The organism is Staphylococcus sp. mip270_02 (assembly GCF_054031535.1).
Window position 1 is genome coordinate 2,253,218 of record NZ_CM132934.1, and the last position, 24,522, is coordinate 2,277,739.

At 32.8% G+C, this 24,522-nt stretch carries 25 protein-coding genes; 7 read left to right on the top strand and 18 right to left on the bottom strand.

What is annotated here, in order from left to right:
• Positions 1-192, top strand: coding sequence for a DUF5325 family protein (locus ACW5YJ_RS10655; RefSeq protein WP_017724160.1), 192 nt, complete (start codon positions 1-3; stop codon positions 190-192).
• Between the two features lie 102 nt (positions 193-294).
• Here ACW5YJ_RS10655 and ACW5YJ_RS10660 read toward each other — a convergent pair whose 3' ends face one another.
• Complete coding sequence (locus ACW5YJ_RS10660) at positions 295-1,110, bottom strand: inositol monophosphatase family protein (protein WP_017724159.1); 816 nt, start codon at positions 1,108-1,110, stop codon at positions 295-297.
• A gap of 267 nt (positions 1,111-1,377) precedes the next feature.
• On the opposite strand from ACW5YJ_RS10660, the gene ACW5YJ_RS10665 reads away from it, so the two are divergent.
• Positions 1,378-1,989 (top strand): YktB family protein, encoded by a 612-nt coding sequence (locus tag ACW5YJ_RS10665; RefSeq protein WP_017724158.1) that lies wholly within the window; start codon positions 1,378-1,380, stop codon positions 1,987-1,989.
• A gap of 624 nt (positions 1,990-2,613) precedes the next feature.
• Here the strand turns inward: ACW5YJ_RS10665 and ACW5YJ_RS10670 are convergent.
• Positions 2,614-3,123 carry a DUF4064 domain-containing protein gene (locus ACW5YJ_RS10670; RefSeq protein ID WP_017724157.1) on the bottom strand — a complete coding sequence of 170 codons (510 nt, stop codon included), beginning with the start codon at positions 3,121-3,123 and terminating at the stop codon, positions 2,614-2,616.
• A gap of 203 nt (positions 3,124-3,326) precedes the next feature.
• Here ACW5YJ_RS10670 and ACW5YJ_RS10675 point away from each other — a divergent pair, with 203 nt between their 5' ends.
• Positions 3,327-4,682: an Nramp family divalent metal transporter gene (locus ACW5YJ_RS10675; RefSeq protein ID WP_171916604.1), complete on the top strand. Its 1,356-nt coding sequence runs from the start codon at positions 3,327-3,329 to the stop codon at positions 4,680-4,682.
• Between the two features lie 97 nt (positions 4,683-4,779).
• On the opposite strand, the gene auxB is transcribed toward ACW5YJ_RS10675, so the two are convergent.
• The 12 genes from auxB to ACW5YJ_RS10735 all read right to left on the bottom strand — a co-directional run bounded on the left by auxB (position 4,780) and on the right by ACW5YJ_RS10735 (position 16,900).
• Positions 4,780-5,970 carry a lipoteichoic acid stability factor AuxB gene (gene auxB / locus ACW5YJ_RS10680; protein ID WP_135092342.1) on the bottom strand — a complete coding sequence of 397 codons (1,191 nt, stop codon included), beginning with the start codon at positions 5,968-5,970 and terminating at the stop codon, positions 4,780-4,782.
• A gap of 72 nt (positions 5,971-6,042) precedes the next feature.
• Complete coding sequence (locus tag ACW5YJ_RS10685) at positions 6,043-7,116, bottom strand: ABC transporter substrate-binding protein (protein WP_017724154.1); 1,074 nt, start codon at positions 7,114-7,116, stop codon at positions 6,043-6,045.
• Positions 7,116-7,925, bottom strand: coding sequence for an ABC transporter permease (locus tag ACW5YJ_RS10690; RefSeq protein ID WP_457338159.1), 810 nt, complete (start codon positions 7,923-7,925; stop codon positions 7,116-7,118). The genes ACW5YJ_RS10685 and ACW5YJ_RS10690 overlap by 1 nt, the downstream gene beginning before the upstream one ends.
• Positions 7,926-7,930: 5 nt before the next feature.
• A complete protein-coding gene (locus ACW5YJ_RS10695; RefSeq protein WP_017724152.1) occupies positions 7,931-8,734 on the bottom strand; it encodes an ABC transporter permease in 804 nt (267 codons plus the stop codon).
• Positions 8,727-9,821 carry an ABC transporter ATP-binding protein gene (locus ACW5YJ_RS10700; RefSeq protein ID WP_426432609.1) on the bottom strand — a complete coding sequence of 365 codons (1,095 nt, stop codon included), beginning with the start codon at positions 9,819-9,821 and terminating at the stop codon, positions 8,727-8,729. The genes ACW5YJ_RS10695 and ACW5YJ_RS10700 overlap by 8 nt, the downstream gene beginning before the upstream one ends.
• A gap of 12 nt (positions 9,822-9,833) precedes the next feature.
• On the bottom strand, positions 9,834-10,373 hold the full coding sequence (locus ACW5YJ_RS10705) for a helix-turn-helix domain-containing protein (RefSeq protein WP_017724150.1): 540 nt from the start codon (positions 10,371-10,373) through the stop codon (positions 9,834-9,836).
• A 167-nt stretch (positions 10,374-10,540) separates the two neighbouring features.
• Positions 10,541-10,813: a UPF0223 family protein gene (locus ACW5YJ_RS10710; RefSeq protein ID WP_017724149.1), complete on the bottom strand. Its 273-nt coding sequence runs from the start codon at positions 10,811-10,813 to the stop codon at positions 10,541-10,543.
• Positions 10,814-11,074: 261 nt separating this feature from the next.
• On the bottom strand, positions 11,075-12,481 hold the full coding sequence (gene lpdA, locus ACW5YJ_RS10715; protein ID WP_017724148.1) for a dihydrolipoyl dehydrogenase: 1,407 nt from the start codon (positions 12,479-12,481) through the stop codon (positions 11,075-11,077).
• Positions 12,482-12,484: 3 nt separating this feature from the next.
• A complete protein-coding gene (locus ACW5YJ_RS10720; RefSeq protein WP_017724147.1) occupies positions 12,485-13,780 on the bottom strand; it encodes a dihydrolipoamide acetyltransferase family protein in 1,296 nt (431 codons plus the stop codon).
• A 133-nt stretch (positions 13,781-13,913) separates the two neighbouring features.
• Positions 13,914-14,891 carry an alpha-ketoacid dehydrogenase subunit beta gene (locus ACW5YJ_RS10725; protein ID WP_017724146.1) on the bottom strand — a complete coding sequence of 326 codons (978 nt, stop codon included), beginning with the start codon at positions 14,889-14,891 and terminating at the stop codon, positions 13,914-13,916.
• A 3-nt stretch (positions 14,892-14,894) separates the two neighbouring features.
• Complete coding sequence (gene pdhA / locus ACW5YJ_RS10730) at positions 14,895-16,007, bottom strand: pyruvate dehydrogenase (acetyl-transferring) E1 component subunit alpha (protein WP_017724145.1); 1,113 nt, start codon at positions 16,005-16,007, stop codon at positions 14,895-14,897.
• Positions 16,008-16,273: 266 nt separating this feature from the next.
• On the bottom strand, positions 16,274-16,900 hold the full coding sequence (locus ACW5YJ_RS10735; RefSeq protein ID WP_457338160.1) for a YkyA family protein: 627 nt from the start codon (positions 16,898-16,900) through the stop codon (positions 16,274-16,276).
• Positions 16,901-17,023: 123 nt separating this feature from the next.
• Between ACW5YJ_RS10735 and def the strand changes: the two genes are divergently transcribed.
• Positions 17,024-17,575 carry a peptide deformylase gene (gene def, locus ACW5YJ_RS10740; RefSeq protein WP_017724143.1) on the top strand — a complete coding sequence of 184 codons (552 nt, stop codon included), beginning with the start codon at positions 17,024-17,026 and terminating at the stop codon, positions 17,573-17,575.
• A gap of 61 nt (positions 17,576-17,636) precedes the next feature.
• Here the strand turns inward: def and ACW5YJ_RS10745 are convergent, their stop codons facing one another.
• Complete coding sequence (locus tag ACW5YJ_RS10745; protein WP_017724142.1) at positions 17,637-17,909, bottom strand: hypothetical protein; 273 nt, start codon at positions 17,907-17,909, stop codon at positions 17,637-17,639.
• A gap of 503 nt (positions 17,910-18,412) precedes the next feature.
• Between ACW5YJ_RS10745 and ACW5YJ_RS10750 the strand changes: the two genes are divergently transcribed.
• The gene (locus ACW5YJ_RS10750) at positions 18,413-18,628 is read left to right on the top strand and encodes a DNA-dependent RNA polymerase subunit epsilon (RefSeq protein WP_017724141.1); all 216 of its coding nucleotides are present in this window, start codon (positions 18,413-18,415) and stop codon (positions 18,626-18,628) included.
• Entirely contained in the window at positions 18,628-20,496 is a 1,869-nt protein-coding gene (gene rnjA, locus ACW5YJ_RS10755) for a ribonuclease J1 (RefSeq protein ID WP_017724140.1), read from the top strand. The genes ACW5YJ_RS10750 and rnjA overlap by 1 nt, the downstream gene beginning before the upstream one ends.
• Positions 20,497-20,799: 303 nt before the next feature.
• Here rnjA and ACW5YJ_RS10760 read toward each other — a convergent pair whose 3' ends face one another.
• From ACW5YJ_RS10760 to ACW5YJ_RS10770, 3 genes are all read right to left on the bottom strand, one after another.
• Entirely contained in the window at positions 20,800-21,459 is a 660-nt protein-coding gene (locus ACW5YJ_RS10760) for a potassium channel family protein (protein ID WP_017724139.1), read from the bottom strand.
• Positions 21,460-21,557: 98 nt separating this feature from the next.
• Positions 21,558-22,574 carry a cytochrome d ubiquinol oxidase subunit II gene (locus tag ACW5YJ_RS10765; protein WP_017724138.1) on the bottom strand — a complete coding sequence of 339 codons (1,017 nt, stop codon included), beginning with the start codon at positions 22,572-22,574 and terminating at the stop codon, positions 21,558-21,560.
• A complete protein-coding gene (locus ACW5YJ_RS10770; RefSeq protein ID WP_107552071.1) occupies positions 22,571-23,926 on the bottom strand; it encodes a cytochrome ubiquinol oxidase subunit I in 1,356 nt (451 codons plus the stop codon). Before ACW5YJ_RS10770 ends, ACW5YJ_RS10765 begins: the two co-directional genes overlap by 4 nt.
• A 198-nt stretch (positions 23,927-24,124) precedes the next feature.
• Between ACW5YJ_RS10770 and ACW5YJ_RS10775 the strand changes: the two genes are divergently transcribed.
• Entirely contained in the window at positions 24,125-24,355 is a 231-nt protein-coding gene (locus ACW5YJ_RS10775; protein WP_017724136.1) for a glutaredoxin family protein, read from the top strand.
• The last annotated feature ends 167 nt before the right edge of the window (positions 24,356-24,522 follow it).

The window sequence follows — 24,522 nt, forward strand, 5'->3', positions numbered from 1 at the left end:
ATGCAACAAAAAAAATCCAAATCAATTTTCTGGGTACTCGCTATAGTAGCTATTGTCTTTTTGCTATTATTCAGCTTTAGTATAGCTGCTACAAATGTTCCATTCATGATTTTAACATTTATATTATTCATTGCAACATTTGGTTACGGTTTCACATTAAAAAAGAAATATCGTGAAAATGATTGGCTGTAATTGAATGATTTTGACTATATTTAATAACTAAGTGTCCCATTCCCTCAAAACAGGATTGAGACGCTTTTTTTATAAGTTTATCTATAACATATACACTAATTCCTAGTTTTTTAATCGCTGCTGTAATAACTCAATAATTTCGTTATTTTTTTGAAAATGATGTTCGATTAATTCAGAGTGTAACTGTGCATTGGCCATAACAATTGAATTTGGTTCATAAATTGATAATGTATCTCCCATTAAATTTGTACCAAGTCCTCCTACTTCATTTAAAATAATCAAACCACCTGCGAAATCCCAAGGCTGTAATCTGGGGGTTACATAACCGCCCAATTTGCCTGTTGCGACATGTATAATCTCTAACGCTGCAGAGCCATATGCTCGTGCACTCCTAGCTTCCTCTACTATAGGTTTGAACACTTCTCCTAATTTCGGCTTTGTAAGCCAATTTGGATTAATTCCAATAATACTTGTCTTTAATGGCGTACTCACGATTTTAGGTAACAATGTACCATTTTCATACGCACCTTCACCAGTTTTAGCATGATACAACACATCATTCATAACATCGTAAACAAATCCAGCATATGGATTCCCGTTATTATAAATACCAATAGATATTGCAAAATTTTCTTTTTGATGTACAAAATTTAACGTACCATCTATTGGATCGATGACCCAAACTACACCTGTTTCATCTTTTAAGTCATGCCCGTGTCCTTCTTCTCCAATCACTAAATGATTAGGATAAGTTTCCGTTATATTATCAAAAAGATATTTTTCTGTAGCTTTATCGACATTTGTCACTAAATCATTAGGATTAGATTTAGTTTCTACTTTTATATCTTCTTTCATTATTTTTCTAACATTAATTCCTGCTTCTAATATAAGACCTTTGGCAAATTCATAGACAGTCATCGTATCAGCTCCTTATTCATCCTTCATTATACATTAACTAACTTTCAAAAAGATATTAACCAACCTTTATTATTTCAATAATTATACGAATTAAGAATAAGGTGAATTTAAGATTATTCAATATATTTTACCTTTACCCTGTTCAAACATAGTGTACACAATGCATAGCAAATCATTTACTATTTAAAAAATAAGAAGCATGTAAAATGTCTATCAGAGTATAATGTGCTACAATACATACAAAAATAATGATTATAGGAGGCACAAATGACTCAATATACATTTAAACCTAAAGACTTCAAAGTATTTACAGTAGATGGCTTAGATGCCAGAATGGAAGCACTTAATAACCATGTTAGACCACAATTGCATGCTTTAGGTGATTATTTCTCACAATATTTAGAAACTGCTACCGGTGAAGTATTCTATCCTCACGTAGCCAAACACGCTCGTCGAAGTGTTAATCCACCTAAAGATACATGGGTTGCATTTGCAACTAATAAACGCGGTTATAAAATGCAGCCTCATTTTCAAATAGGGCTATTTGAAAATCAATTATTTATTATGTATGGTGTTATGCATGAGGCGAAGGATAAAGCACAGCAAGTTACAGCTTTCGAAAATCAATTTGAAACATTAAAAAATCTACCAAATGATTTTAGTATAAGCTTAGATCATATGAGCCAAGAAAAAACATACATACACGAAATGACCGATGAAGACATATACAAAGCATTTAAACGTGTTAAAGAAGTTAAAAAAGGTGAATTTTTCGTAGCTCGTACGTTAGCTCCAGGCTCTGAAGTACTTGAGAATGATAAGTCATTTTTAGAATTTTTAGAAGACACATTTGAATATCTATTGAAATTTTACAAATAAACAAATAAAAATGGAAATATGATGATAGTCATTTTCTCTATAATACTTGCGTTATATTATTCTATTACAAATAGTAATTGCATAAGAAGAGCTTGGGACATATATACTCATTCTCAAAATAAAGGACTAATCCATTTTAGAATGGGTTAGTCCTTTTTATATAAAAACTTCACGATTGCGCTCGTGCATGTTTGCCTGGTTTATGGTCCAAGCTTGGGGTCCTCTCCACTCATACTATCCTCTGGGGGTCAACACGTTACTATATCGGTTCAATTTGTTTATTAATATAGAATAAACCGCCCCCCTTTCCTATAATGAAATTAACATCGCATGATTTTGAAACGAGGTGGCGTATTTATAAAATTAATAACACGACTCAATTTACACTACCAGTAGCAACTTCAATATTTCATACAATCAAAAAACATCAATTTCTATATATTCAGTAGAAATTGATGTTCATTCTTTAGTCAGAGATATTTAAGTCCCGTACCCAATCATTATAGTGGTATTAACTTGAGGTTTCATTTTTTAAGGACACTTCTAAATTTATTGAGTTATCTGACCTTACACAAGAGCTTAAAATCTTGTGGATTGACTTAAAATTATCTTATCTAAAGGATTTTAGTAAATATATGGATCATCTTCTTTTTTCTTTTTCATTTCATTTTCTGGGTTAATTTCTGCTTGTTTACGCTGATTATTTTGCTCGTCAAAATTATGTTGAGGAAACTCTCTGTCATTTTGGTTTACCCCATCATACGGACCTTTTCTTACAAACAACATGATAGCAACAACAAACCATAATATCAGTGCAATAAAGTTTCCTGCAAATATACCAGTAATTGCTGCAATAATTAAAATGCAGCCTGCTAATATACGATTTCCCTTAATAGTCAATGTACCGATAATACCTAGTATCGTTGAAATAATTAAAAAGCTACCTTGGAAAATCATGGAAGTTTTAAATGCTTCAATTGACATTTCTACACCTTGTTGCTGATTCATCTCTTTAAATGTTTCTTGAAATTCTGGCACATTTAGGAAAGAAAATACAAGGATCATAAGTAACAAAAATAATATACTTAGACCATTTGCTACCCAGGCTGTGATTCTTTCAGCTTTTCTTTTCATAATCTTCCTCCTATTTTTTATTAATTCTATCATAGCAAATTTATATTGCTTTAAAAATCATCACGTCCTAATTGCTACGTATTTTTATTATATATGTTTAAATATAATAATTAATTCAGTAAAAATAAAATAACTTTCACTGCACTGTTTAGGTTGACCTAATCTTTTTTTTGGAGTAATCTATGAAATGTTAACAAATGTATATGGAGGTGAGGGTATTGAGCAAAACTATTCAATCCCATAATAAGAGTTTAGATGAAATCAATAATACAGTTTCCGTCAATACTCACGGCAAGTTTAGCCAAAAACTTTTTTCTTATCTAGGACCCGGCCTACTAGTAGCTGTAGGATATATGGATCCTGGTAACTGGATTACATCTATGCAAGGTGGTGCACAGTTCGGCTACATTTTGCTATTCGTGATTTTACTTTCAAGTCTGTCAGCCATGTTATTGCAAAGTATGACAGTGAGGTTAGGAATAGCAACAGGTATGGACTTAGCGCAAGCAACAAAACACTATTTAAATAAACCTATCGCTTTTGTATTTTGGATCATTGCAGAATTAGCAATTATCGCAACAGATATAGCTGAAGTAATAGGTAGTGCAATCGCACTTGATTTACTCTTTGGCATTCCATTATTGGTGGGGGCGTTAATCACTGTCTTAGATGTGTTTCTATTATTGTTCATTATGAAATTTGGCTTTAGAAAAATTGAAGCTATTGTAGGTACACTAATTTTTACTGTGCTTGTTATATTTATCTTTGAAGTCTTTGTAGCTTCCCCACATGTATCGGAAGTATTAAATGGATTCTTACCTAGTAAGACAATTATCACAGATAACAGTGCACTCTTTATTGCTTTAGGTATAATTGGAGCGACAATCATGCCTCATAACTTATATTTACACTCATCCATTGTTCAATCAAGGATGTATGATCGTAAAAGTACTAAATCTAAAGCGCAAGCAATTAAATATGCAACTATAGATTCAAACATTCAATTGTCCATTGCTTTTGTGGTTAACTGCTTACTTTTAGTACTAGGTGCCGCTCTTTTCTTTGGTGTCAATTCTGAACAACTTGGTGGGTTTTATGACTTATTCAATGCCTTACAAAACCAACCTATATTAGGAGCTTCATTAGGAGCAATTATGAGTACGCTTTTTGCTATCGCATTACTAGCTTCTGGCCAAAATTCTACAATAACAGGGACAATGGCCGGTCAAATTGTGATGGAAGGTTTTATAAATTTAAAAATACCAAATTGGTTACGTAGATTAATTACTCGTTCAATTGCAATACTACCAATCATATTATGTTTAATTATCTTTAAAGGCAATGAAGCAAAAATGGAACAATTACTAGTATTCTCACAAGTATTTTTAAGCTTAGCTCTACCATTCTCATTAATTCCATTACAACTTTCAACAAATGATTATAGTTTAATGGGACAATTCAAAAATAAATCGTGGGTTAATATCATATCTTGGATCTTAATCATTATTTTAAGTTTATTAAATATATACTTAATTATACAGACTTTCCAAGAACTATAAACGAAATAAAGAAAAGGAGTGAGACATCAGTCTCGCTCCTTTTTTAAGTTTCAAATGAACTAGCATATCTCATAGCACATTTTAAAATATTTGTATCTCATTTATTGTCTTCAGAGTTGTCCGATTCAGATGTTTCTTTACTATCATGTTCAGCCGTATCATCAACAGTTTGTGAAGTCATTTTTTTACGTTCTTCAAAATTTTGTCTGCGCTGATTTACTGCACTTGGTTGTTGTTTGCGTCTTTCTTTCTCACGTTTTCTACGTTCTTTCTTCTCTTCTTTAATACGAGCTTTTTCTTCTGCTTTCTCTTGTTTCAATCTTGCCGCTTCTTCTGCTTCAGCTTGCTTACGACGTTGTTCTTCTTCGTATGCTTCCTGCTTTCTTCGTTGCTCTTCTTCATACGCTTCTTGTCTTCTCTGTGCAGCTTCTGCTTCAGCTTGTTCATCATACTCTGTAGTTGTATTATCAACTCCAGTTTGATTTTGATTTGAAACTGCTTCTCCATTTTCATCATAAACATCGCTTACTGGACCAAATTCATCTGTTTGTTGTTGGTCATCTTCAGTTTGTTTTTTATGTTTATAATTGTATTTCGCTTGTCTCGAAAGTACTTGAGGTCCTTCATGTGCCTCTTGAGTATCAGAGTTCACTTTTTCTGCTACTTCAGAAGAATAGCCACCTCTTCTTAGTTGGTTCTCTTTTCTCGCTTGTTGTTCAACGTCAGAAGTATGTTCTCTCTCTAAATATTGCGGTGTTGGTTCAGCTTGTTGTTCATATTCTGAATAACGACCTTGGTAACCTTCACCATAATAAGTAGGCACCGTTTCCACCTTATCTTTACGTGCAAACATCATAACTGCTACGATTAAAAATAGGATTGGAATAATCAGCGGAACAAATAATAACACTAACGGCAACGTAACTATTGTAGCTAAGAGGAATAAAAACCCTGACAGCATTCTAATATTCATTGAGATAAGTGCTAAGAATGATAATAATAAACACACAATAAAGTAAACGATAATAGCCCACACACCATTTTGTAACCAAATCACAAATTGCGTCGTATTCAAACTATTATTAGCTAAAATTTGCTGAACAAAATCATTCCCATTTAATGTAGTTTCTAAATTTTGTATTGATGTCTCACTACTAAAAGATACTAGTGCAATAAACATCGTAATAATGGTTAGTAATAATAAAAATACCCAGCTTAACCAACCTAATACTTTTTCTGCTAGTCGACTCACAGGACGTCTAACTTGAGTATATTGCTCTCCTGACATGTCTATACAACTCCTTATAATGCTTTCAAACTATTATAGCGAAAATACGCTAAAATAACTACTAACTTAGATTTATTTTAATGACATTTTAAAATTTAAAAATCTTTCGTTATATTCACTTAATGTTTCTTTTCCTAAATCTCTATATACTTCTAAGTTTTCTTGTGACTCTTGTGATGGATAAAAGCGTTCATCATTTTTCACTTCATCTGGAAGTAAATGTCTTGCTGCTTTATTTGGTGTTGCATAACCAACCCATTCTGTATTCTGCTTATTATTTTGTGCGTCCAATAAGAAATTCATAAACTTATATGCGCCTGCTTTATTTTGAGCAGTTTTAGGTATTACCATATTATCAAACCATAAGTTCGAGCCTTCTTTAGGCACAACATAATCAAATTCATCACTACCTTGAACCATAGGAGCAGCAACACCACTCCACACAACAGCAATATTCGCTTCATGTTGTTCTAGCATCATAGTGATTTCGTCACCTACGACACCTTTAACATTCGGACCTAAATGTCTTAAATTTCTTTCCGCTTTTTCTAGGTGTTGTGAATTCGTATCATTTAAACTGTATCCTAATTTATTCAATGCTAAACCTATTACTTCTCTTGCACCATCTACTAATAATACATCATTACTATACTTTTTATTATATAATTGATTCCAAGAATCAAAATTATCATTAGGATATGCTTTTTTATTATAGATAATTCCTACAGTTCCAAAAAAATATGGCAATGAATATTGATTATTTTTATCAAAAGACATATTCATATAATCTGAATCTAAATTTTTGATATTAGGAATCTTATCATGATTTATTGGTAATAACATATTTTGTCTTTTTAATTTTTGAACAGTATATTCACTAGGAAAAGCGACGTCGTAATGTGTGCCACCGTTACGTATTTTTGCTTCCATAGCTTCATTAGAATCAAAAGTTTCATAGATTACTTCAATCCCTGTTTCCTTTTGGAATTTTTTAATTAAACTAGGATCAATATATTCTCCCCAATTATAAACATAAATTTTTTCACCATTTTTTGAATGGTCTTTCGCTGTAAACTTATGACTGATAAACAGACATATCAATCCAACAACAACTGAAACTATGATTAATTGTAAGAATCGCTTCATTACTGTATACCTCGTTTCACTTGCTTTTTATGTTTCATCATATTTTGGATGAAATAATAACCAAAAATACTTAACATAATGACTACAAATAATATTGTAGAAATAGCATTGATTTCCATGCTAATGCCTTTTCTAGCCATAGCATAAACTTCTACTGATAATACACTAAATCCATTACCAGTCACAAAGAAACTTACAGTAAAGTCATCTAGTGAATATGTGAGGGCCATAAAAAAACCACCAATGATTGCAGGCATCAGATGCGGTAACATTACTTTATTTAATACTTGGAATTCAGTTGCGCCTAAATCACGCGCTGCATTTAGTGTGTAATCATTCATTTCATAAAGTTTAGGTAAAACAATGATGACAACGATTGGTATACAGAATGCAATATGAGAAATTAACACAGTCGTGAATCCAAGTCCTAGACCTGTAAAATGGCCAATAGCCGTAAACATAATTAAAAATGACGCACCGATAACAACATCTGATGAAACCATCAATACATTATTTAATGTTAATAATGAAACTTTTAACTTTTTATTTCTCAGATGAAATAAAACAATTGCACCCATCGTACCAATCACAGTTGCAAAGGCTGCTGCTAATAAAGCAACAGCAATTGTATTAAAAATAACTGCCATGAGACGTTCATTATTAAATAAAGATTGATAATGTTCCAATGTAAATCCTTCAAAGTGAATCATGTTACCTGCAGAATTAAAGGAATAAAGCATTAAAAATATAATCGGGATATACAATACTGCCGTTAATATGTAGATATATAACTTACCATACCATTTCACTTGTTTCACCCTCTTCCATTCGAAGATTTAGTATTAGTAATAATCAAGACTAGCGCCATAAATATAATAAGGCACAGCGCAATCGTTGAACCCATACCGTAATTTTGAATTACAAGAAATTGCTCTTCAATCGCAGTTCCTATATTAATTACTTTATTTCCTGCAATTAATCTCGTTATCATAAACAATGATAATGCAGGAATGAACGTTACTTGAATACCTGTTAATACACCTTGCTTAGTCAATGGAAGTATTACTTTTCTAAAAGTAGTAAACGGACTTGCGCCTAAGTCACTAGATGCCTGTAATATATTATTAGGAATGTCTTTCATACTATTAAAAATAGGTAAAATCATAAATGGAATATAAATATAACTTGCTACAATTAAAAACGCAGGAACAGTAAACAATAAATCAATTTCAGGTAAATGTAATAACCTTAACATTTGATTGATAATACCATCATGACTCAATAACCCAATAAATGCATAGGTCTTCAGTAGTAAATTAATCCATGTAGGTATGATTAATATCAATAACCATAAATTTTGGAATTTTGAGGACCTAATAAAATAAGCAGCTGGATAACTAACTAACAATGTAATGAGTGTGATAACAGCTGCAAAAACTACTGAGTCCCAAATCATACGAAAATATTTCCATGTCAGAATTTGCTTATAATTGTCAAAACTGAAATGCCCGTGTAAATCAAATAAGGAGAAGTAGACAAGCAAAAGTACTGGAACTATAATAAATAGTATCATCCATAACACATAAGGAATGAATAAGACTTTGTTTATTTTACGCATGGTTATGCTCCTCATAACTTTCGATACGTTGATCAAATTCTGCTTCAGTTTCTCCTGGGACCATAATATGAATCGCTTCAGGATCAAAATACAAGCCAACTTTACTTCCTATTTCTGCTTTTTTAGTGGAATGAATCATCCATTCATAGCCTTTTCTGTCTATACAATTAATTTCATAGTGAACTCCTCTAAATAGCATCGAATCAACAGTGACCTCAAATAAACCTTCTGCAGCTGCTATCAAACTAATATCTTCTGGTCTTATAACAACCTCAACCTTTTTCTGAGAAGCTATGCCCATATCAACACAGTCAAAATCTTGACCATAAATATTAACTAAATAGTCATCAATCATTGTACCTTCAACAATATTAGATTCTCCTATAAAGTCTGCCACGAAGCGATTGACCGGTTCATCATAAATATCAGTTGGTGTGCCGAATTGTTGAATTTTACCATCTTTCATAACAAAGATATAATCACTAAGAGCCAAGGCTTCCTCTTGGTCATGAGTTACAAAAATAAACGTTATCCCTAATCTGGATTGTATCTCTCTTAACTCATATTGCATTTGTGTACGTAACTTTAAATCCAGTGCAGACAACGATTCATCTAATAATAGTATTTCAGGCTCATTAACTATAGCTCGTGCAATTGCTATGCGTTGTTTTTGACCACCACTCATACCATCAATTGTGCGTGTCTCATACCCTGTTAATTTCACAAGCTGTAAAGCTTCTTCAACTTTCCTTTTAATTTCAGACTTACTCATTTTTTTAAGTTTTAATCCAAAAGCTATATTGTCATAAACATTAAGGTGTGGAAATAACGCATAATCCTGAAATACTGTATTTACTTTACGTTTATTTGCCGGTGTTTGGTTTATTTTCTTGTTTTGATAAATAATCTCTCCATTATCTGCAGCCTCAAAGCCAGCAATGAGTTTTAATATGGTAGTTTTACCACAACCTGATGGTCCAAGTAGTGTATAAAAATGACCTGACTCTATATCAATATCAATCTTGTCTAAAATCTGTAAATCATCATAACTTTTACTTACAGATTTGAAAGATAATAAAGGTTCCATGTATATATCCTCCTATAAATAAGAAGCAGTAACGACTATCATCACTTGAGCTTCTTCTGATGTTGGGTTTATTAATCTATGTAACTGGTTAGCCTTAAAATAAAGCGCATCGCCTTCTACAGCATGGTGCTCATTATCACCTAATTTCAAAGTAATTTGCCCTTTTAAACAATAGATAAAAGTATCTGATTCTGAAGGTTCAAAGTTTTTATATGAAGCATTTCCTTTCAACGTTAGTAATAATGGTTCCATTTCAAATTCATTAGATTGTGTAACCGGCCAATTTAATATATATCCTTTATCATATTCATCATAAGTAACTTGTGATGCCTTTTTATATAACACTTTTTCTGTTCGTGGTTCTTTGAAAAAATCACTGGGAGCCGTGCCCAATACTTCTAATATGCTCAAAAAGGTTTCCATACTTGGCGATGCATGTTGACTTTCTATTTGTGATATATAACCTTTTGATAAGTCAGTACGTTCTGCTAATTCTTCTTGTGTTAAATGCTTAATGATACGTAAATTCTTAATTTTTTTACCTATATCCATTAATTTCACCTTTTCAAAAAATTATAGTGAAAAATTTTAATTTTCATCATAACTATAATTTATGGTCTTAAAAAAATAAAAAGCTATATTCTGTTTACTCTTATCAAACATTTTGTTTAATGCTTAATAAAAATATCAGAATATAGCTATTATGACAATAGTTATTTTTATTTTGCTGAAAAATATCTTTGTTCTGGTGAAGTTTGTACCGCTTTAACTACTTGATAACTGTTATAACCACTACTATTTTCAAATTCTTTAAAGATCTGTTTCTCTTCAGCTTTGCCAGGTACAATTTCTTTAAATTGCTTATAACGATCTAGTACGCGTTGCCCTTCAACTTTAGATTCATAATAAGCTTCAACAGCATTGAAAAATGACACGACTTGCATCATCTCATCATTTGTCCAATCTAAATCTATTGGATATTGATATTCCATTGTTCTTTACCTCCAATTCAACTGACTTATCTTCATTATATTTTAAACAAATATTTTGTATCATCTAAATGGTATATACAGAAAAAATCCGAGACATCTATTTATGTCCCGGACTCAATTGTCATATTGGCAATAAATGATTACGATGAGCATAACTTAATTTAAGCTATGCTCAATCACAAACATTTTTACCAGAGTGTGATAACAAATACTTGTTATGTCACATTCTTTTTTTAACTCTAGTATGAAATTCTAAAGAAATTACATTGTATGGATAGGTAATCCTAATGCTTTTTCAGCAGCTTCCATAGACATTTCACCTAATGTTGGGTGAGCATGAATAGTTAAAGATAAGTCTTCAGCATTCATACCTGATTCAATTGCTAAACCTAATTCAGAAATAATATCTGAAGCGCCAGTACCAACTACTTGAGCACCTACTAATGTATTGTCTTCTTTAAGTGTTAACAATTTAACAAATCCAGTTGTATCATCTAATGATAAAGCACGACCATTAGCTGCATAAGGGAATTTAGAAGCTGTAACTGCTAAACCTTCTTCTTTAGCTTGAGCTTCAGTGTAACCTACAGTAGCAAGTTCTGGTTCAGTGAAGCATACAGCAGGCATACCAATGTAGTCTACTTCAGATGCTTCACCAGCGATTACTTCAGCAGCAACTTTAGCTTCATAGCTAGCTTTATGTGCAAGTGGTAAACCAGGAACGATATCACCAATTGCAAAAATGTTTTCAGCTGAAGTACGGCTTTGTTTATCTACTTCTAATAATCCACGATCTGCAAATTTAAGGCCTAACTCTTCTAAGCCTAATTCGTCAGTGTTAGGACGACGTCCTACAGTAACTAATACGTAATCAGCATCGATTGTTTGTTCTTCGCCTTTTACTTCATAAGTTATTTTAACACCATTTTCAGTTTCTTCAGCAGATTTAGCCATTGCTTCAGTTACAATTTCAACGCCTTTTTCTTTCATACCTTTTTTAACAGGTTGCGTCATTTGTTTTTCGAAACCGCCTAAGATGTCTTTTGCACCTTCTAAGATAGTAACTTCTGAACCAAAGTTAGCAAAAGCAGTTCCTAATTCTGAACCAATATAACCACCACCAACGACAACTAATTTACCAGGAACTTCTTGTAAATTTAGAGCGCCAGTAGAATCGATTACGCGGTTACCAAATTTGAAGTTAGGGATTTCAATTGGTCTAGAACCAGTTGCAATAATCGCGTTTTTGAAGTTATAAGTTTGAGCACTTTTCTCATCCATAACACGTAGGCTATTGTTATCAACAAAGTAAGCTTCACCTTTTACGATTTCAACTTTATTACCTTTTAATAATCCTTCAACACCACCAGTTAATTTCTTAACAACTGATTGTTTGAATTCTTGAACTTTATCAAATTTTAGTGAAACACTTTCAGCGATTACACCTAAATTTTCAGAGTTCTTAGTTTCGTCATAACGATGCGAAGCATGCAATAACGCTTTCGAAGGAATACATCCTACGTTTAGACATACACCACCAAGTTCGCCTTTTTCTACGATTGTTACTTTTTGACCTAATTGTGCTGCACGAATTGCCGCAACATATCCGCCAGGTCCTGCTCCGATTACAATAGTGTCTGTTTCAATTGGGAAATCTCCAACTACCATGTTTTACCCCTCCATTAATAATAATTCTGGATTATTTAATAAACGTTTAATATGATTCATAGCATTTTGTCCAGTAGCACCATCAATTTGTCTGTGGTCAAAGCTTAATGATAATGATAATACTGGAGCTGCAACAATTTCACCATCTTTAACGATAGGTTTTTGTGCAATGCGTCCGATACCTAAGATTGCAACTTCTGGGTTATTGATAACTGGTGTGAACCATTGTCCACCAGCTGAACCGATGTTACTGATTGTACAAGTAGCACCTTTCATTTCATCAGCTGATAATTTACCGTCACGAGCTTTAACAGCAAGTTCGTTAATTTCATCTGAAATTGCAAACATAGATTTGCGATCAGCATTTTTAACTACTGGTACTAATAAACCTCTATCTGTATCAGCTGCGATACCAATATTCCAGTAATGTTTATGCACGATTTCGCCAGCTTCTTCATTGAATTCTGTGTTAAGTGCTGGATATTTTTTAAGTGCAGAAACAAGTGCTTTTACAACGTAAGGTAAGAAAGTTAATTTAGTACCTTGCTCAGCTGCAACTTCTTTGAATTTTTTACGGTGATCCCATAATTCTTGAACATCAATTTCATCCATTAATGTTACGTGTGGTGCAGTGTGTTTTGAGTTAACCATTGCTTTAGCAATTGCTTTACGCATTGCAGGTATTTTTTCAGTAGTTTCTGGGTATTCCCCTTCAGTCGAAACTGCTGCTGGTTGTGAAGCGCTTGTGCTAGTTGTTTCTTCGCTAGCTGCTGCACTTTCGTTTGAAGCAGTTGATTGACCACCATTTAAGTAAGCGTCAACGTCTTCTTTAGTAGTACGTCCGTTTTTACCTGAACCTGAAACAGCTTTAATATTAACGCCTTTTTCACGTGCATATTTACGAACTGAAGGCATCGCTTTAACGCGTTTGCTTTCATCTACTTCTTCATTATTTGAAGATTGTGCAGGTGCTTCTGGTGTACTTTCTTCTGCTGGCGCCTCTGTTTCTTCACTAGCAGCTTCGTCACTTTCGCTACCTTTAAATTGCATATCTTCTGCATCTGGTGCATCGATTTTAACAATTGTATCACCAACAACTGCTACAGTACCTTCGTCTACTAAAACTTCTTCAATAGTACCTGAAACAGGAGATGGAATTTCTACAACTGATTTATCATTTTGTACTTCAGCTAATACATCATCTTCTTCAATTGTATCTCCAGCTTTAACAAACCATTTTACAATTTCACCTTCGTGGATACCTTCACCAATGTCGGGTAATTTAAATTCAAATGCCACGTTATTATCCTCCTAAAAATTCATATTAAGTCAAAAATTAGAAAACAGGTTGAGATATACTACTCATACCTTCTTTGTTGTATATATAAACTTGAATGGAGTATCGTATACGCTACTCCATTCAATGAGTATATTAAAATTCTAATGTTTCTTTCGCTTTTTCAATGATATCGTTTTTGTTTGGTAACCAAACATTTTCAGCTTGTGTAAACGGATAGACAGTGTCAGCCGCTGCAACTCTTGCAATAGGAGCTTCTAATGAAAGAATTGAACGCTCAGCTAATTCAGATGCAACTGTTGCACCAACACCAGCTTGACGTTGAGCTTCTTGAACTACTACCGCACGACCAGTTTTTTCAACTGAAGCGACAAGTGTTTCAATATCAATTGGTTGAACAGTACGTAAATCAATTACTTCTACTGAGTAACCTTCTTTTTCTAATTCTTCTGCTGCTTTTAATGACTCTTGTACCATTGCACCGTATGCAATAAGTGTGATGTCATTACCTTCTTGTTTTACGCTAGCTTTTCCGATTTCAATTGTGTACTCTTCTTCAGGTACTTCGTCACGGAAAGAACGATATAATTTCATGTGCTCTAAATATACAACTGGGTCATTACTTCTAATTGCAGAAATTAATAATCCTTTAGCGTCGTATGGATTTGAAGGGATTACCACGTGTAAACCAGGTGATTGAGCTAAAATACCTTCTAAGTTATCAGCGTGTAATTCTGGTGTATGCACACCGCCACCAAATGGTGCACGAATTGTAACTGGAGCTTGTTTAGAGTTACCAGAACGGAAACGCGTACGCGCAATTTGTCCTGCTACAGAGTCGAATACTTCAAATACAAATCCTAAGAATTGTATTTCCATAACTGGACGGTATCCTTGTGTAGTTAAACCTAGAGCTAAACCACCAATACCAGATTCCGCTAAAGGTGTATCGAATACACGATCTTCACCGAATTCTTTTTGTAAACCTTCAGTTACACGGAAAACACCACCGTTAACACCGACGTCTTCACCGAAAAGTAAGACATTTTCATCATTTTGTAATTCGGTTTTAAGCGCATTATTAATCGCTTGAACCATTGTCATTTGTGCCATCGGTTACTTCGACTCCTTCTCTTTATAAATTTCATATTGCTCAGCTAAATTTTGAGGCATTTCATCGTACATATTTTCCATCAAGTCAACAACTGTTTGTTTTTCAGTGTTGTCTGCTTCTTTAATAGCAGCTTTGATTTCAGATTTAGCACGTTCAATAACTTCGTTTTCTTTTTCTTCAGTCCATAAGCCTTTATTTTCAAGGAATTTTCTGAAGCGTACTAATGGATCCTTTTTCTCCCATTCAGAATCTTCATCAGATGTTCTGTATTTAGTTGGATCGTCACCAGCCATTGTATGTGGACCGTAACGGTATGTGATTGTTTCAATTAAAGTTGGACCTTCACCATTTACAGCACGATCACGCGCTTCTTTAGTTGCTTGATATACTGCTAATGCATCCATACCATCAACTTGGATACCAGGAATACCAACTGAGATTGCTTTTTGAGCTAAAGTTGTAGCTGCTGTTTGTTTACTACGTGGTGTAGAAATCGCATAGTTGTTATTTTGAATAACAAAAATTGCAGGTGCTTTATAAGCAGAAGCAAAGTTAATACCTTCATAGAAATCACCTTGTGACGAACCACCATCACCAGTGTAAGTGATTGCTACCGCTTGTTTACCACGTTTTTTAATACCTAATGCAACACCAGCTGTTTGAACATACTGAGCACCGATAATAATTTGTGGACTTAGAGCATTAACTCCTTCAGGCATTCTATTTCCTTTAAAGTGACCTCTTGAGAATAAGAAAGCTTCCGTTAAAGGTAAACCTTGCCAGATTAATTGCGGTACATCACGATAACCTGGTAAAATAAAGTCTTCTTGCTCTAAAGCATATTGTGAAGCTAATTGTGAAGCTTCTTGTCCTGCTGTTGGAGCATAGAAACCTAGTCTCCCTTGTCTATTTAATGAAATAGAACGTTGGTCAAGAATACGTGTCCATACCATTCTTTCCATTAATTCAACTAATTGCTCGTCTGACAATTCTGGTAATAAATCTTCATTAACAACATTGCCATCTTCATTCAAAATTTGAATCATTTCAAATTTAGATTCAGTATCATTCAATACCTTCTCTGCATCGAATTGGGCTTTTAATTTCTGAGCCATTCAATTCACCAAACCTTTCCCGTATAGTAGAAATTCATTTTATCCTATCACATTGTACCACAAAACTGTTACACTGTTAAACAATTTGAAAAAGTTCTGTAATACTCAAAATGGATACAGTTTTTCAATCTGTACTAATGAAAATTATAACACTGTATCACTAAAATTTCTGTGGCTGATTCTAAAACCTTCCATTAAATGTAAGCGCACCCAATGTTTATGCTATAATCAATTAACGCAAATTTCAAATATATTGCATTCAATTTTTAAGCAAGACTATCAACATCTTCTTTTTCTTGATTAACTTTGTTCATTGCATTTGAATATTCTTTAAATGTTTTATTCATATCTTTATATGATTTTGATACTGCTTCTGACTTTTTATCAATTTCAGATTGATCCACTTGATTACCTGATGTGTACTTGAACATATCTTTTTCTTTAGCCAAAATATTTTTATAAGCTTTAGAATAATTGTCGTGCGCTTTGTACTTATCTTTAAGTGCATTATTCAATTCTTCAACTTCTTTTTTCTTTTGTTTATCACTTATATTGTCGACATGTTCTTGTGCTTTTTTAAATTCTTTTTCAGAGTCATTAAGAGCTTTTTCTTCTTTTTTAAACTCTTTTTCCCTTTCCTCTACGTTATCTACAACTTTTTTTGAAGTTTCTTTAACTTCTTGCTGGTCTTTTCCGTTTATTTCTTTTACTAATTTTTGTTTTTCTTGCTCGAGGCTATTTAATTTTTTACCCACTGATGAAACAGGTTTCTCTTCATCAAATGCTTTTTGTACTTTTTCATTGTAGTCTTTAATTTCACCTTTATCTGTTGTACAACCTGCGACTAACATTGTAGAAGCAATTACTGCACCGATGCCATATTTTAATTTCATTTTGAGAAATCCTCCTTTATTTGTATGATATATTATATAATATTTTATGATAAATCAAATCTATTACTGTATTTTTCCTATTAAGTTTTGGTATATTTTATATTAAGGAAGGTGTATGAACAAATGTTAACAATGAAAGATATTATCCGTGATGGACATCCAACACTTCGACAAAAAGCACAAGATGTGCCGTTACCGATTTCTGAGGAAAATCGCAATATATTGAAATCAATGCGAGAATTTTTAATTAATAGTCAAGATGAGGAAACTGCTAATAAATACGGATTGCGTTCAGGCGTGGGACTAGCGGCTCCTCAAATCAATGTTTCTAAAAAAATGATAGCTGTATATTTACCAGATGATGGTAGTGGTAAAAGCTATGACCTTATGTTAGTTAATCCAAAAGTAGTAAGTCATAGTATTCAAGAAGCTTATTTACCTACTGGCGAGGGGTGCTTAAGCGTAGATGAAAATATTCCTGGACTTGTCCATCGTAAGAATAGAATTACAGTAAAAGCTACTGATATTGATGGTAAAGAAGTTAAATTACGTCTGAAAGGCTACCCAGCAATTGTGGTTCAACATGAAATTGACCATATCAATGGCGTTATGTTCTATGATCACATTGATCAAAACAATCCACTTCAACCACACGATGATGCAGTAGAAGTCTAGCTTATTCAGGTTTAAAAAATACCGTTAGCAATTTGATAATTTCAAGTTGCTAACGGTATTTTTACATAAAGTCATCTCTACGTTCATGATAAGGAATTTCTAATTCATTTAATTCCGATTTCAATAAATTTAACTCTTGAATGTCTATAAATTCTGGATCATGATTATGTTTTACATAAATTTGATTTCCATTTACATTATCAATAATTTCATTATAATTAAAAAACATGATTACTTGTTCAGCACGCACCTCAAAAGTTACATCTTGAAATATTTTATCAGTTCGTTTTTTTTCAACTTTTACATCTTCCACAATTCTCTTCACTTGATCCATTTCTATCACCCTCAACATCACGTTCACTACGATAATCTACTGATTTTGCAATGACAATAATTTTTCCTTCTCCCTATTATCTTATAATAACTTTCATTTCTTACTCAAGCTTAAACTTATTTTTTTACAAATTTTCTGAAAAAACAAGAAGTTAATTTTACATTCTTTATAAAATATAAGCATAATTGTTCGTATTAATGGCATGCAACAAGATAAAACTGCTTTATTTATTCTACTACATCATGTAAAATGAGAGATAACTGAAAACATACAAATAATTATATTTGTGTTTTTCTAATCGAACGAAATTAAGAAAATCGCCCTAGCAGCATACTGGGATAACTAGTATGTTCTATTTATATAATGGTAGCGTAAACATCACGTTTTGAAAATAATGATGATATTTTATAATCTTCATCGTTTTCATTCCACTTATAACACTAGGGTTTTACAATAAAATAAAAAGAAAATCAATAGATGATTTTTAGGAGGAAAATAATAAAATGGCAGTATTTAAAGTATTTTATCAACATAACAGTGAAGAAGTAATCGTACGTGAAAACACACAAACGATTTATGTTGAAGGACAAACAGAAGAACAAGTTAGAAGATATCTAAAAAACCGTAATTTTAATATTGAATTTATAACTAAATTAGAGGGCGCACATTTAGAGTATGAAAAACAATCAGATCATTTCAATGTGGAGCAAGCTGAATAATGAAACAAATTCATAAAAATGAAGTTGCGGTTTATGCACTTGGTGGCTTAGGTGAAATTGGTAAAAATACTTACGCCGTTGAGTATCAAGATGAAATCGTTATTATCGATGCTGGGATTAAATTTCCTGACGACAATTTATTAGGTATCGATTACGTTATTCCTGATATTACTTACCTAGAGCAGAATCAAGATAAAATCGTTGGGCTTTTTATTACTCATGGACACGAAGACCATATAGGTGGTGTGCCCTACCTATTAAAGAAAATTAATGTCCCTATTTATGGTGGGCCATTAGCTTTAGGCTTAATTAGAAATAAATTAGAAGAACATCACTTGTTAAGAACTACGGAACTTATTGAAATTGAAGAAAGTAGTGTAATTAAATCAAAACACTTTGAAGTTTCATTCTATTTAACTACACACAGTATTCCAGAATCATATGGTGTCATTGTAAATACACCTGAAGGTAATATTGTCCACACAGGAGATTTTAAATTTGATTTAACTCCGGTTGGCGAACCTGCTAATATAGCTAAAATGGCTAGACTTGGTGAAGAAGGCGTTCTGTGCTTACTCTCTGATTCAACTAACTCACTAGTACCTGACTTCACATTAAGTGAACGCGAAGTTGGTCAAAACGTCGAAAAAATATTCAGAAATTGTAATGGTAGAATAATATTTGCTACATTTGCTTCTAATATTTACCGTGTACAACAAGCGGTAGAAGCTGCAATCAAGTATAATCGTAAGATTGTAACTTTTGGTCGTTCGATGGAAAACAATATCAAAATTGGTATGGAATTAGGTTATATCAAAGCGCCACCAGAAACATTTGTTGAACCCAATAAAATCAATACAGTTCCGAAACATGAACTCTTGATTTTATGTACCGGTTCACAAGGTGAGCCAATGGCTGCACTTTCAAGAATCGCTAATGGTACACACAAACAAATTAAAATAATTCCTGAAGATACAGTTGTCTTTAGTTCATCACCTATCCCAGGTAATACAAAGAGTATCAACCGTACAATCAACTCACTATACCGTGCTGGTGCAGAAGTTATTCATAATAAAGTATCAAACATTCATACTTCAGGACATGGTTCAAAAGGCGACCAACAGTTGATGTTACGTTTATTACGTCCTAAGTTCTTCCTACCAATTCATGGTGAATACCGCATGCTGAAAGCGCACGGTCAATCCGGAATTGAATGTGGTGTTGAACCCGATAATGTCTTTATATTTGATATAGGTGATGTGTTAGCTTTAACACGAGATACAGCGCGTAAAGCTGGTAGAATTCCTTCAGGAAACGTACTTGTCGATGGTAGTGGCATTGGAGATATTGGTAATGTAGTTATTCGGGATAGAAAACTATTGTCTGAAGAAGGCTTAGTAATCGTTGTAGTAAGTATAGACTTTAATACAAACACACTGTTATCAGGTCCAGACCTTATTTCAAGAGGTTTCGTATATATGAGAGAATCAGGACAACTGATTTATGATGCTCAACGTAGAATCAAAACAGATGTAATTGCTAAATTAAATCAAAATCCAGAGATTCAATGGCATCAAATTAAATCATCTATTATCGAAACGTTGCAACCTTATCTATTTGAGAAAACTGCACGTAAACCAATGATATTACCTGTTATTATGAAAGTTAATGAAGATGATAATCAATCATTTTCTAAAAAACCTAATAATAATCAGCCTAAACCTAAGAAAAACAACACGAAGGCACCTGCTAAAACTAAAAAACCAACAGATAAGAATAATAAAAAGGTTAATAATAAAAAACCAAAACAAAATATTAATAAGAAGCAATCGACAGATTCAACAGATACATCATCAAACAAAGAATAATAATACATCGCACAAAATGTTGATTTACGATAGCAAACCTAAGAAAAATTAAAAGTAATTAATAACAATTCGTTTAGTAAATTCTAATAAAAAGATGAAGCTGAGACTTTAAATGAGGTCCCAGCTTCATCTTTTTTAGTGAATTTCAAACAACCACTTCTTAAGTAACTTTAAAAAAATGCGCTTAAAAGTAGCCATCCTATAAGTAGCTGCTTTTAAGCGCATTTTCTATTATTAACTGTTATGAAATATATAATTATTATAACTATTCATAAATTACTAACTTTAGTAGTTTAGTAATGGTTACCTCACTACTTTTTTCTCGAAACGATTTAAATCGTTATCGTGTCCTATCATTATTAAAATATCGCCTATTTCTATACTTAAGTTAGGATCTGGCGATACTAAGATTTCTCTACCACGTTTAATAGCAATAATACTAATGCCAAATTGTGCACGAATATCCAATTGTATAATTGTTTGACCTGCCATTTTCTCACTTGCTTTGATTTCAACGATGGAATGTTCATCTGCCAGCTCTAAATAATCTAACACACTTGCACTAGCAACATTATGCGCAATTCTTCTACCCATATCTCGTTCTGGGTGTACAACAGTATCAGCACCAATTTTATTTAAAATTTTGGCATGATAATCGTTTTGTGCTTTTGCTGTTACCTTCTTCACACCTAATTCTTTTAAAATTAAAGTCGTTAAGGTACTAGATTGAATATTCTCTCCAATTGCAACAATAACATGATCAAAGTTTCTGATACCTAAACTTTTCATTACAGCTTCATCCGTTGTATCTGCAACAACAGCGTGTGTTGCAATATCACTGTATTCATTTACTCGAGCTTCATTCATATCTATTGCCATAACATCCATGTCTAATGCATTTAATTCTCTTACTATACTGCCACCGAATCGGCCTAGGCCGATTACCACATATTCTTTATCCATATGCGTCCTCCAATTTAAAAATTGTGGCATATTACTTGAAAACTTTACTTTGAGAAGTATTGCTTTCAAGTAATATAACCACATTTGAAAATATTAAGTTATTTTTTGCCTTCTACATATTTTTTATCGAAGACAAATAATCTTAATAATAATATTAACGATGGAATGAGTAAAAGTAAACCTAAAATAAACACAATAATTAAGGCTATTGCCATGCTACTATTTACAACACCTTCATCTATTCGAATGTAAGGATATAATATATAAGGCAATTTACTGGCACCATATCCAAAGAACGCAAAGCCCATTTGTAAAATTACTAATGCAAAAGCATAACCATGTCCTTTTTTCATAAGTGTTAATACCATTGCACCAACAAAACATATAAAGCTTAATAGGAACATCCACCAATAATTTGTTACTGCATTTAAGAAGTGTCCTTCATTTTGTAAACGCAATGACAAGAATACAAATAATGATACAGCAATCATAGGAGCTCCCCAAATTAAGAACCAATATCTCAATAAATTGTATGCTGGCTTATCTTTTGCTTTAGAAGCGTAAAATGTAAGAAAACCTGACGAGATATAAAGTACTGAAATAATCGCTAAAAATACTACGGACCATGAATATGGACTAAGCAATAGTTCTAACCAGTTTAAATCTAAATGATTCTCTGTTCCAGTAATATATCCACCTTCAGATATTGTTAACGTTGTAGCTAGCGCAGCCGGAATCAATAATCCAGCAATGCCATACATCGCTAACCATGGTAACTTAGTATCTGGGCCATAGTTTTCAAACGCATAAAAGCCACCTCTAATCGAAAGCAAAATTAACGCAATTGACGCTGGCAATAGTAACACTGTACCAAAATACTTCGCTGTATCAGGGAAGAACCCAACCATTCCTACGAAGAAAAATACAAAGAACACATTTGTTACTTCCCATACTGGATTAAGATAACGAGCGATTAAATGATTAATTTTCTTATCTTGCTTCGTAATTTTTGCATGTAGTGTAAAAAAGCCTGCACCAAAATCAATTGAGGCGATAATGATGTAACAGAATAAGAAAATCCAAAGCACTGAAATACCAATGTAAGCAAATATCATTCTGCTTCACCTCTTTCTGAAGCTAATGCTTCAACGTCTTTATAAGCTGGTTTATGCCTAAACATACGAATCAGTACATAAGCAGAAGTAACCATAAGCACGATATAAAGTAACCCAAATAATATCGTTACAAGTGTCAGGCCACCTGCTTGTGTTGCAGCATCAGCTACTTTTAGATAGCCACGAACTATCCATGGTTGACGGCCTTGTTCTGTTAAGAACCAACCAAACTCAATTGCCAACATTGCCGCTGGTCCGGTCAATAAAGCACCATACAACATCGGTTTAGAATGTGTGTATTTCCGTAATTTTTTAAACACAAGTGTCAACACGTAGGCACCCGATACTATAAGGCAAAATACACCCATAGAAACCATTAAGTCAAAATAATAATGTACAATCATAGGCGGATGTAATTCCTTAGGGAAATCATTTAAACCTTTTACTTCTGTATCTGTATTATTATCTGCTAAGAAACTTAAAATGCCAGGAATTTTAAGCGCACCTGAAACTTCTTGCGTTTTTTCATCTAATGAACCAAATAATACTAAATCTGCATTTGATTCTGTATCAAAATGCCATTCATATGCTGCTAGTTTTTCTGGTTGCTCTTGATGTAAGAATTTTGCTGACAAGTCCCCAGCTAACATTGATCCCAAGGTAAATATTACACCTAAAATCATAGTTAATTTAAGTGCTTTTTTATGATACTCAGTATCTTTTTTAAATTTATTTTTTAACAATTTAAATGCTGCAATAGCAGCTAATACAAATGCCATTGTCATTAACGCAGTGGCTACAACGTGAAATGAACGTATTAAAAATGAATCATTAAACATTGCTGCTAGTGGCTCTACATTTACCATTTTTCCATTTTTCATTTCAAATCCAGCAGGTGTATTCATAAATGAGTTAACTGCTGTGATAAAGAATGCGGAAAATGAGCCACCTAATATAACTGGAATACTTATAAGAAAATGTGTCCATTTCCCTTTAAAACGATCCCATGTATATAAATAAATACTCAAGAAAATTGCTTCAAAGAAGAAAGCAAAAGTTTCCATAAATAACGGTAAAGCTATAACATGACCACCCATTTGCATAAAGGTTGGCCAAAGTAGCGACAATTGTAAACCAATTATAGTACCGGTTACAACACCGACTGCCACTGTAATGGTATATCCTTTGGACCATCTTTTAGCCATAGCCGTATATGATGGATCATTTTTCTTAATCCCTAAAAATTCAGCAACAGCAAACATGACCGGTACACCTACTCCGATTGTTGCAAAAATTATATGAACTGCGAGTGTCATCGCAGTTAGAAAGCGTGCTAATTCAACTGAATCCATAATATCACCTTTTTTATTTATTTGTGACAAAAATCACAACGTCCATTCATTATAAACTGCTTTACATTTTTTTAAAATAAATTGCGCTCAAAATAAAGTGACAAATTAATGACCAATAACATATATTTTTTAAACTTGAAATATTTATTAAAGTTTTTTATATTTAAGTAAATTATAATGAAGAAAGGACAAAGTACTATGACTGAAATTATTATTTACACTCAAAACGATTGCCCACCTTGTACATTTATCAAAAATTACTTATCAGATAAAGCAATTGACTATACTGAAAAAAATATTAGCAATTCAAAATTCAGAAACGAAATGATGGATTATGATGCATTTGCTACACCATTTATCTTAATAGATGGCGAACCAATGTATCAAATTGATATGGATAAAATCAATCAAAGTTTGAATTTAAATTAGTTACCCTTCTCCATCCCATTAACTTATATATCAAACCTAACTCAGAAAGTTGCATTTTACAATAATTGTGCATTAAAAGACTTGAATAATCAAAAAAACTGTTCACAAAGTTATTTAACTCTGTGAACAGTTTTTAAATGTAGCGAAACCTAAAGTAATTCAATACT